Raw genomic sequence first — 8,528 nt, 5'->3', positions numbered from 1 at the left:
AGCTGTGGCCCGGGGGCTACCCGTGCGGCGCCGCGGCGTCCCCGCGGCCCTCAACGCCGTCGGCCGGCCCGGTGAACCCGCCGCCCCGGCCCGGCAGTTGACCGACATTCCGGAAGAACCCCGAAAGGCAACCGACGCCAAGCAGCCAACAAGCGAAGGAGGCTCTGCCTCATGACTGTCGCTCCGGCACAGCAGCAAGGCGGCGGCACCGGCAATCTCTACGACGTACTGGAACTGGTCCTCGACCGGGGTCTGGTGATCGACGCGTTCGTGCGGGTGTCCCTCGTCGGCATCGAGATCCTGAAGATCGACGTCCGTGTCGTGGTCGCCAGCGTCGACACGTATCTGAAGTTCGCCGAGGCCTGCAACCGCCTCGACCTCGAGTCCGGCCGCAACAAGAGCCCGGGCCTGCCCGATGTGGTGGGCCAGGTCACCGAGTCCGGCGCCCAGGGCAAGACGAAGGGCGCGCTCAGCGGTGCGGCGCAGACCGTCTCCGACGCGTTCCAGCAGGCGCGCGACGAGGCCCAGGAGAGCGGCGGTACGCGTCGGCGTGCCACCTCGCGCAAGAAGGAGGAGCGGGAGTGAGCACCTACGTCTACGGCATCGCACGGACACCGGCGCCCAAGCTGCGCGACGACCTGACCGGCGTCGGTGACCCGCCCCGCCCGGTGCGGGTACTGGAGCGGGACGGGCTGGTCGCCCTCGTCAGCGACGCGCCCGCCGACCTGCGGCCCAAGCGGCGCGAACTCCTCGCCCACCAGCAGGTCCTTGCCGAGGCCAGTGCCGAGCGGCCGGTGCTGCCGATGCGGTTCGGCAGCCTCTCCGAGGACGACCGCACGGTCGGAGAGGTCCTCGGTGAGCGCGCCGACCACTTCCGGGAGCGGCTCGACGCGCTGGAGGGCAAGGTCGAGTACAACATCAAGGCCAGCCACGACCAGGAGGCCGTGCTGCACGTGGTGATGGCCGAGCAGCCCGAGCTGCGGGCCGAGAGCGAGGCCCTGCGCGCGGCCGGGGGCGGCTCCTACGAGCAGAAGCTGAAGCTCGGTGAGAAGATCGCCCACGCCGTGCAGGCCCACGAGGCGACGGACGCGGCCCTGCTGCGCGGCGCCCTGGAGCCGGTGGCCGCCGAGGTCAGCGAAGGGCCGCAGAGCACCGGCTGGCTGGCGAACCTCTCCGTCCTCGTGGACCGGGAGCAGGGCGACGGCCTGCTCGCGGTGATCGAGGAGCTGGGCACCTCGGCGCCCCAGCTGGACCTGCGGGTCAACGGGCCGCTGCCGCCCTACAGCTTCGTCGAGAAGAGCGACGCCTCGGCCGACGCGGGCGCCGGTGCCGGGGCCGCTCCGGCGGGCGGCTGACGGAGGCCGGCATGGGCTTGCTCAGCGAGCTGTTGCTGCTGCCCGCCGCACCGCTGCGCGGCACCGCCTGGGTGCTGCGCCAGGTGCGGGACGAGGCGGAGCGGCAGTACCGCGACCCGGCGACCGTCCAGCGGGAACTCGCCCAGCTGGAACAGGCGCTGCTGGCCGGCGAGATCGACGAGGCCGAGTTCGACCGGCGCGAGGACGAACTCCTCGCGCGTCTGGAGAACAGGAACCCATGGACATGAACGACAGACTGACGGTGGCGCTGGCCGTCACCGGGGGCTACGTCCTCGGACGGACGAGAAAGGCGAAGCTCGCCCTCGGTGTCGCCACGCTGGTGGCGGGCACGCGGCTGAAGTACGCTCCGCGGGCCCTCACCCGCCTGGCCACCGAACAGCTCGAGGCGTATCCGCAGTTCGCGGAGGTGGCCGAGCAGCTGCGCGACGATCTGCGCGGCACCGGCAGAGCCGCGACGGGCGCCCTGGTCAACCGCCAGGTCAACGCGCTGGCCGACCGCCTGCACGAGCGCACCCGCGACATCCGCGACCGCCTCGACGGCGCCGCAGCCGCCGACACGGACGACTCCCGCGCCTTCGCCGCGGCGAAGAAGACCGGCGGCACCGCGGAGAAGGACGCCGGCGGGAAGGAGACCGTCGGCGTCGGGAAGGAGACCGCCGGCGTCGGGAAGAAGGACGCCGGTACCGAGAAGAAGACCGCCGGCACGGCGAAGAAGACCACCGGTACCGCGAAGAAGACCGCGGGCACCGCGAAGCGGGCGGGCGGCCGGGCACCGGCGAAGAAGTCCGCCTCCGCCACCGGGTCCGGCTCCAAGGCCGGGTCCTCGTCCAGGAGCACGTCGTCCGCGTCCAAGGGCAGGGCGGCCTCTTCGGCCGGGTCCGCGTCCGGACGGACGGGCGGCGGCGCGAAGGCGAAGGAGGGCCGGAGCCGTGGCTGACACCCGTACCCCGGGCAGCGGGGCGGCGCTGCCGGACGTCCTCGCCCCCGAGGTGGCCGACCGGCTCAGGGCCGCGGCCGTCGAGTTCGCCGCGGCCGAGGCACAGCGGCTGCTGGTGGAACTGGGCCGCGCGCTGGGCCGGGCCGCCGGCGTGCTCAACGCGGTGACGGAGGGCCGCAGTCCGGGATTCGCCCGGCTGGCGCTGGAGACCGGCCGCAGGACCGCGGCCGGCAAGGGCCCGGTGCGCTCCGTCGTGGGGGCGGGCGCGGACCGGATCAAGGACAGGGCCGCCGAGCGGGCGAAGGGCCTGCTGGAGAAGGGCGAGGGCGGGCCGGGGCCGCTGGTCGTCCTGGAACAGGTGGACGTGGGCGTGCCCGCCGACGACGCGTACCGGGAGTGGACCCGCCTCCAGGACGACGGCTTCTCCCGCAGCGGCGGGCGGGTGACCACGACGGAGCGGACCCCCGGCCGGCGGGTCGCCTGGCGCACCGAGGGCGCCGGGGGCGGCACCAGGGGTGTGGCCACCTTCCACGCGCTGACCGAGGACCTCACCCGTGTCGTGCTGCTGATGGAGTGCCGTCCCAGGGGGCTGCGGGAGAGGGCCGGCACCCTCTGGCACGCCCAGGAGCGCAGGGCCCGGCTCGACCTGAGGCACTACGCGCGCCGGCTGACCATGGAGGACGCCTCCGAGGAGGCGTCGGCCGTCGAGTCCGCGAAGGCGGGTGAGCGCCGGTGAGCACCCCGATGCCCGGCACCAGCAGGGTGCCCGAACGCTACGAGGGCGGCAGCGGTGCCAACCTCGCGGACATCCTCGAACGTGTCCTCGACAAGGGCGTGGTGATCGCGGGGGACATCCGCATCAACCTGCTCGACATAGAACTGCTGACCATCAAACTGCGGTTGATCGTCGCCTCCGTCGACAAGGCCAAGGAGATGGGCATCGACTGGTGGGAGACCGACCCCGCGCTCAGCTCCGGGGCCCGCCGCGGCGAGCTGTCCGAGGAGAACCGGCGGCTGCGCGAGCGCATCGCCGAACTGGAAGGGCGCACGCCCGAACCCCGGGAGGTGGAAGGCCATGACCGGTGAGCTGCGGTACGTGTACGCGGTGACCGCGCCCCTTCACGCGTCCCTGCCCGCGGACCTGCGCGGCGTGGCGGGCTCCGTCCCCTACCTGGTCGAGCACGCCGGACTGGCGGCCGTGGCCGGCCGGGTCCCCGAGGCCGACTTCGCCGAGGAGCCGCTGCGCGCGCACCTGGAGGACCTGGGCTGGCTGGAGGAGACGGCGCGGGCCCACCAGCGGGTCGTGGACGCGCTCACCGCCCGCACCTGCCCCCTCCCGCTGCGCCTGGCCACCGTCTACCGCGACGACGACGGGGTGCGGCGCGCCCTGGAGGAAGGGGCGGAGGAGTTCCACGCCACGCTGCGCCGGCTGGCCGGACGCGTCGAGTGGGGGGTGAAGGTCTACGCGCAGCGGGCCCCGGAGCCGGCCGCCGCACCCAGGGCCGCCCCCGCCAGCGGCCGGGAGTTCCTGCGCCGCCGCCGGCAGGAGGTCACCGCGCGCGAGAACGTCCTGGAGGAGGCCGAGGAGCTGGGCCGGACCCTGCACGCGGCGCTGGCCGCCGAGGCCGAGGAGGTGCGGACCTACCCGGCGCAGAACCCGCAGCTGTCCAAGGTGCCGGGCCAGAACCTGCTCAACGCCGCCTACCTGGTGCCGCGCGAGCGCTCGGACGCCTTCGTCGCCCGGGTGGAACAGCTCGGCGGCCACGACCCCGCGGTCCGGGTCGAGCTGACCGGCCCCTGGGCGCCCTACTCCTTCGCCACCAGCGACACCGGAACGACGGGCACCGGGACGACGGACACCGGGAGCACGGGCACCGAGACCACCGGCACCAAGACCACCGACACCCAGGAGCGCGTCCATGACGGCGCCGGCGCCTGAACCGTACGCACCGCGCGGACCGGTGGCCGTGGACTCCCAGCAGCCGCTGGCCCGGCGCCAGGTCTCCCTGGTGGACCTGCTCGACCGGCTGCTGGGCACCGGAGTGGTGCTCACCGGCTCGCTCACCCTGGGGATCGCCGACGTGGACCTGGTGCGGATCGACCTGCGGGCCCTGATCAGCTCGGTCAACGCACGCGTCCCCTCGCCCTGGGAGGGAGGGCAGCCCCTGTGACACGCCGACTCGACTTCGACCCGGACACGGTGGAGCGCGACCTCGCGGCGCTGGTGCTGACCATCGTCGAACTGCTGCGGCAGCTCGTGGAGCGGCAGGCCCTGCGCCGGGTGGAGGTCGGTGACCTCGACGAGGAGCAGGAGGAGCGCATCGGCATGACACTGATGCTGCTGGAGGACCGCATGGAACTGCTGCGGGAACGGTTCGGGCTGACCCCCGAGGAGCTGAACTTGGACCTCGGGCCGCTGGGTCCGCTGCTGCCCACCGACTGAGACTGTTAGACCGGCACATATGAGCGACGCGTTCTCCTCCTCCATGGGCCAGGGCTGGCCGCAGTTCGCCGACCTGGCCCTGGCCTTCGTCCTGACCTCGCTGATCGGCCTGGAGCGGCGGGCCAAACGCAAGAGCGCGGGGCTGCGCACCCACGCCCTCGTGGGGCTCGGTGCCGCGCTCTTCATGCTGGTGAGCAAGTACGGATTCGCCGATCTGACGGGGACCGAGGACGTCTCCTTCGACCCGTCGCGAATCGCCGCCCAGGTGGTCTCGGGGGTCGGGTTCCTCGGCGGCGGCGTCATCTTCCTGCGCCGGGACGTGGTGCGGGGGCTGACGACGGCGGCCATCGTGTGGGTCTCGGCGGCCGTCGGTATGGCGTGCGGCGCGGGGCTGCCGCTGCTGGCCATCGCCGTGGTGGTGCTGCACTTCCTCACCGTCTGGGGCTTCACCAAGATCAGCGACCACCTCCCCGGCGTCGAGCCCAGCCATCTGCGGCTGACCTACGAGGAGGGGCGGGGCGTGCTGCGGACCGCGCTGACCCGGTGCACGCAGCGCGGCTTCGTGGTGACCGAGACCGACGCGGAGGCGACGGGCCAGGTGCGCCCCGAGCGTACCCGGCTGACGCTCGCCGTCTCCGGGCGCGGCTCGGTACCGGAACTGGTCGCCGAGCTGATGGCGATCCCCGGCATGATCGCCGTCAACGGCCGGGAAGCCGCCTCGTCGGGGGAGTGAGCCGCCCCGCGCCGGCGCGGAGCGGCTCGTGCGGGGAGCCGGGCGGAAGACGTTTTCTTCCGGCCACCACGGAAACCCCGACAGATGACACCGCGAGCCGAAGGGGGCTGAGCACATGAACGCGGACGTCACCCAGACAGCCTTGGACATCGCGGCCCGTGACCACCTCGTGGGCCTGGCACCGCTGGGGATCGGTCTGTTGATCGTCATCGCGCTGATCGGTGCGGTCTGGCTGGGGATACGGGTGCGTAACCGTGAGCCCGAGCCGCCCGAGCCCGAGGACCAGCCGCACCTGCCTCCCGAGGGGCCGACCGAGGAGGTCGTCGCCAACCGGGAGCCGGACGAGATGCCGCGCGACGGCGTCCGTCGCCTGCCGCACACCGGCGTCCACGACTACGGGGACCGGGAGGACCACCCCGGTGAGCCGCCGCGGCGCAAGAAGTGGGAGCCCGGCAAGAGCGGTTCCTTCGGCAGCGGAGGCCCCGGCTGACCGGGCGTCGCCCCGCCGCCGCGCCCCTCCGCGCCGGCCCCCTCAGGCACCCCGGGGAGTGAGCAGGGCCGCGAGGGACGCTGTGACGGCGGCGCGGGACGGCGGGGCCGCGCCGGCGAGGGACCGCAGGAGCAGACCGTCCAGGACGTGTGAGAGCGCCCGGGCGGTCTGCTCGTCCGTGTGGGCGCCCAGCACCTTCGCCTCGGTCTCCGCGTACAGCAGCGCCACCTCGCGCAGCTCGGGCCTGCGCATGGCGGCGGCCGACAGTTCGAAGGAGAGCACCAGTTCGGCGCGGTTGTCGCGCAGCTGTGTCTCGACCAGGTCGGCCAGGGCCTCGACCAGTCCGGCCGGGGAGACCTCGCCCAGCCGCTCGCCCCAGGCGTGCAGCCGGCGGGCGTAGCGCTCGCTCTGCGCGCGGATGGCCGCGTGCAGGAGGTCGTCGAGGGTGGCGAAGTAGTACGTCGTCGAGCCGAGCGGGACGCCGGCCTCGCGTGCGACGGCGCGGTGGCTGAGCCCCGCGATGCCGTCCTTCAGCAGGATGCGCTCGGTGGCGGCCATGATCCGCTCCCGGCGACCCGGGTCGGCCGGCCCGCGCCTGGCTCCCATCGGGCTGCCCGCCTTTCTCCGGTCCGGCGGTTTTTGTGTACTCTAGTACACGAATTTATGTACGGTCGTACACAAAAATCGGTTGACACGCCGCGGCCGTACCTGCCGACGCCGGAAGACGAAGGAAGCTGACCCATGGCGCACGACGCGACCGGGAAGGCCGGGCCGCGCGAATGGGCGGGCCTGGTCGTCCTCACGCTGCCCGTCCTGCTGATCGCGGTGGACCTCACCGTCCTCGGCTTCGCCGTCCCCGCACTCAGCGAGGACCTCGCCCCCTCCAGCACCCAGCTGCTGTGGCTCGTGGACATCTACTCCTTCGTCCTGGCCGGACTGCTGGTGACCATGGGCACCGTCGGGGACCGCATAGGCAGGCGCAAGCTCCTGATGGCGGGCTGCGCCGGATTCGGCCTGGCCTCCGCGCTCGCCGCCTACGCCCCCAGCGCCGCCGCGCTGATCGGGGCCCGCGTCCTGCTCGGCGTCGCGGGCGCCACGCTGATGCCCTCCACGCTCTCCCTGCTGCGCGGCATGTTCCGCGACGAGCGGCAGCGCCTGGTGGCCGTCGCCGCCTGGGGCTCCGCCTTCAGCGCCGGCTCGGCCCTCGGCCCGGTCGTCGGCGGACTGCTCCTGGAGCACTTCTGGTGGGGCTCGGTCTTCCTGATCAACCTGCCGCTGGTCGTCCTGGCGCTGATCGGGCTGCCGCTGCTGGTGCCCGAGACGAAGGACCCGGCACCGGGGCGCTTCGACCTGCCCAGCGCGGCGCTCACCCTGCTGACGGTGCTGCCGGTCGTCTACGCCATCAAGAGCTTCGCGCACGGGGACGAACTGCTCTCGCTGCCCTTCCTGGTGGCCGGCCTCGCCTTCGGCGCCGTCTTCGTGCGGCGCCAGCGCACCCTCGCCGACCCGCTCATCGACATCACCCTCTTCCGCATCCGCCGCTTCTCGGCCGCCATCGTCACCAATGTGCTCACCGTCTTCGTGATGGCCGGGTCCCTCTTCTTCATCCCGCAGTTCCTCCAGCTCTCGGAGGGACTCTCCCCGCTGCGCGGCGGCCTGTTGCTGCTGCCCGGCGCCGCCCTGTCGGTCGCCTCCGGGTTCTTCGCCGCCGCGGCCGCCCGCCGCACCGGGGCGCGGCAGCTGATCAGCGCCGGACTGGCCACCGCGGCGCTCGGGTTCGCGGCCATGACCGCCGTCCCGCTCGGCCACGGGGTGGCCGTGGTCGTCCTCGCCTTCTGCCTGGTGAGCCTCGGCGTGGGCACCGTGATGACGCTGACGAACGACATGGTGCTCTCCACCGTCCCGCCCGAGCGTGCCGGTGCCGCCTCCGCCGTCTCCGAGACGGGCATCGAGCTGGGCGGGGCCCTCGGGGTCGCCGTCCTGGGCAGCGTGCTGTCCTCCGCCTACCGCATGGGCCTCGACCCGGTCGCGGGCGTGCCGGCCAGGGCGCTGGAGGCGGCACGCGAGACGCTGGGCGCCGCGCTGGCCACCGCCGCCCGGCTCGGCGACGGAGCGGGCCGGGCGCTGATGACCGAGGCCCGCGACGCCTTCGCCGACGGCATCCGGGCCACCGGCCTGGCCGGCGCGCTGCTGCTGGCCGTCGCCGCCGCTCTGGCCTGGATGCTGCTGCGCCCGCGGCCCGGCCAGGACACCGGAGACCGTGACCGGCACGGGGCCGCCGGAGACCGCGACCGGTGCGGGGCCGCCGGAGACCGCGGGCGGTGCGAGGAGCGGCGAGGAGAGGCCGGCGTCTCCCCCCACGCCTGAGACCCCTCTCGCCCCGCGCGGGAAAACCACCCGTCCCGGGGACGGAACACTGCGGCGAACGGCTCAAGCCGCCCGCGTGCCGCGGCCGTGGAACCCGTCGGCCGCCGCGCGCGGACGCACGATCGTGGCATGACTCAGGTCGTACGAAAAAGACGGGCGGCGGCCCCGCTGGCCGCACTGCT

General features: G+C 73.8%; 13 protein-coding genes. 12 read left to right on the top strand and 1 reads right to left on the bottom strand.

What is annotated here, in order from left to right:
* Positions 1-171: 171 nt before the first annotated feature.
* The 11 genes from FM076_RS06100 to FM076_RS06050 all read left to right on the top strand — a co-directional run bounded on the left by FM076_RS06100 (position 172) and on the right by FM076_RS06050 (position 5,979).
* The gene (locus tag FM076_RS06100) at positions 172-585 is read left to right on the top strand and encodes a gas vesicle structural protein GvpA (protein WP_173868892.1); all 414 of its coding nucleotides are present in this window, start codon (positions 172-174) and stop codon (positions 583-585) included.
* Positions 582-1,355: a GvpL/GvpF family gas vesicle protein gene (locus FM076_RS06095; protein WP_173868891.1), complete on the top strand. Its 774-nt coding sequence runs from the start codon at positions 582-584 to the stop codon at positions 1,353-1,355. Before FM076_RS06100 ends, FM076_RS06095 begins: the two co-directional genes overlap by 4 nt.
* Before the next feature lie 11 nt (positions 1,356-1,366).
* On the top strand, positions 1,367-1,603 hold the full coding sequence (locus FM076_RS06090) for a gas vesicle protein GvpG (RefSeq protein WP_173868890.1): 237 nt from the start codon (positions 1,367-1,369) through the stop codon (positions 1,601-1,603).
* Complete coding sequence (locus tag FM076_RS06085; RefSeq protein WP_173868889.1) at positions 1,600-2,313, top strand: DNA primase; 714 nt, start codon at positions 1,600-1,602, stop codon at positions 2,311-2,313. The genes FM076_RS06090 and FM076_RS06085 overlap by 4 nt, the downstream gene beginning before the upstream one ends.
* Positions 2,306-3,049, top strand: a complete 744-nt coding sequence (locus tag FM076_RS06080) for a hypothetical protein (RefSeq protein WP_173868888.1) — start codon at positions 2,306-2,308, stop codon at positions 3,047-3,049. Before FM076_RS06085 ends, FM076_RS06080 begins: the two co-directional genes overlap by 8 nt.
* Before the next feature lie 8 nt (positions 3,050-3,057).
* A complete protein-coding gene (locus FM076_RS06075; RefSeq protein ID WP_173874536.1) occupies positions 3,058-3,399 on the top strand; it encodes a gas vesicle protein in 342 nt (113 codons plus the stop codon).
* Positions 3,389-4,252: a GvpL/GvpF family gas vesicle protein gene (locus FM076_RS06070; protein WP_173868887.1), complete on the top strand. Its 864-nt coding sequence runs from the start codon at positions 3,389-3,391 to the stop codon at positions 4,250-4,252. Before FM076_RS06075 ends, FM076_RS06070 begins: the two co-directional genes overlap by 11 nt.
* A complete protein-coding gene (locus tag FM076_RS06065) occupies positions 4,233-4,484 on the top strand; it encodes a gas vesicle protein (RefSeq protein WP_243274332.1) in 252 nt (83 codons plus the stop codon). The genes FM076_RS06070 and FM076_RS06065 overlap by 20 nt, the downstream gene beginning before the upstream one ends.
* The gene (locus tag FM076_RS06060; protein WP_173868886.1) at positions 4,481-4,756 is read left to right on the top strand and encodes a gas vesicle protein GvpK; all 276 of its coding nucleotides are present in this window, start codon (positions 4,481-4,483) and stop codon (positions 4,754-4,756) included. Before FM076_RS06065 ends, FM076_RS06060 begins: the two co-directional genes overlap by 4 nt.
* Positions 4,757-4,775: 19 nt before the next feature.
* A complete protein-coding gene (locus FM076_RS06055) occupies positions 4,776-5,489 on the top strand; it encodes an MgtC/SapB family protein (RefSeq protein ID WP_173868885.1) in 714 nt (237 codons plus the stop codon).
* Between the two features lie 115 nt (positions 5,490-5,604).
* On the top strand, positions 5,605-5,979 hold the full coding sequence (locus FM076_RS06050; RefSeq protein WP_173868884.1) for a DUF6479 family protein: 375 nt from the start codon (positions 5,605-5,607) through the stop codon (positions 5,977-5,979).
* 42 nt (positions 5,980-6,021) lie between these two features.
* On the opposite strand, the gene FM076_RS06045 is transcribed toward FM076_RS06050, so the two are convergent.
* On the bottom strand, positions 6,022-6,537 hold the full coding sequence (locus tag FM076_RS06045) for a TetR/AcrR family transcriptional regulator (RefSeq protein WP_243274331.1): 516 nt from the start codon (positions 6,535-6,537) through the stop codon (positions 6,022-6,024).
* A gap of 183 nt (positions 6,538-6,720) precedes the next feature.
* Here FM076_RS06045 and FM076_RS06040 point away from each other — a divergent pair, with 183 nt between their 5' ends.
* Positions 6,721-8,346: an MFS transporter gene (locus FM076_RS06040; RefSeq protein WP_173868882.1), complete on the top strand. Its 1,626-nt coding sequence runs from the start codon at positions 6,721-6,723 to the stop codon at positions 8,344-8,346.
* The last annotated feature ends 182 nt before the right edge of the window (positions 8,347-8,528 follow it).

Source organism: Streptomyces albus subsp. chlorinus (assembly GCF_013302895.1).
Lineage (GTDB): Bacteria > Actinomycetota > Actinomycetes > Streptomycetales > Streptomycetaceae > Streptomyces > Streptomyces chlorinus.
The sequence above is the reverse complement of the archived record's forward strand: the minus strand, read 5'-3'. Positions and strand labels throughout refer to the sequence as shown.

Excerpts from the sequence above, each read along its gene's own strand:
- FM076_RS06045 (WP_243274331.1), bottom strand. The coding sequence starts at position 6,537 with ATGGCCGCCACCGAGCGCATCCTGCTGAAGGACGGCATCGCGGGGCTC.
- FM076_RS06100 (WP_173868892.1), top strand. The coding sequence starts at position 172 with ATGACTGTCGCTCCGGCACAGCAGCAAGGCGGCGGCACCGGCAATCTC.
- FM076_RS06075 (WP_173874536.1), top strand. The coding sequence starts at position 3,058 with ATGCCCGGCACCAGCAGGGTGCCCGAACGCTACGAGGGCGGCAGCGGT.
- FM076_RS06065 (WP_243274332.1), top strand. The coding sequence starts at position 4,233 with ATGACGGCGCCGGCGCCTGAACCGTACGCACCGCGCGGACCGGTGGCC.
- FM076_RS06085 (WP_173868889.1), top strand. The coding sequence starts at position 1,600 with ATGAACGACAGACTGACGGTGGCGCTGGCCGTCACCGGGGGCTACGTC.
- FM076_RS06055 (WP_173868885.1), top strand. The coding sequence starts at position 4,776 with ATGAGCGACGCGTTCTCCTCCTCCATGGGCCAGGGCTGGCCGCAGTTC.
- FM076_RS06090 (WP_173868890.1), top strand. The coding sequence starts at position 1,367 with ATGGGCTTGCTCAGCGAGCTGTTGCTGCTGCCCGCCGCACCGCTGCGC.
- FM076_RS06070 (WP_173868887.1), top strand. The coding sequence starts at position 3,389 with ATGACCGGTGAGCTGCGGTACGTGTACGCGGTGACCGCGCCCCTTCAC.
- FM076_RS06040 (WP_173868882.1), top strand. The coding sequence starts at position 6,721 with ATGGCGCACGACGCGACCGGGAAGGCCGGGCCGCGCGAATGGGCGGGC.
- FM076_RS06050 (WP_173868884.1), top strand. The coding sequence starts at position 5,605 with ATGAACGCGGACGTCACCCAGACAGCCTTGGACATCGCGGCCCGTGAC.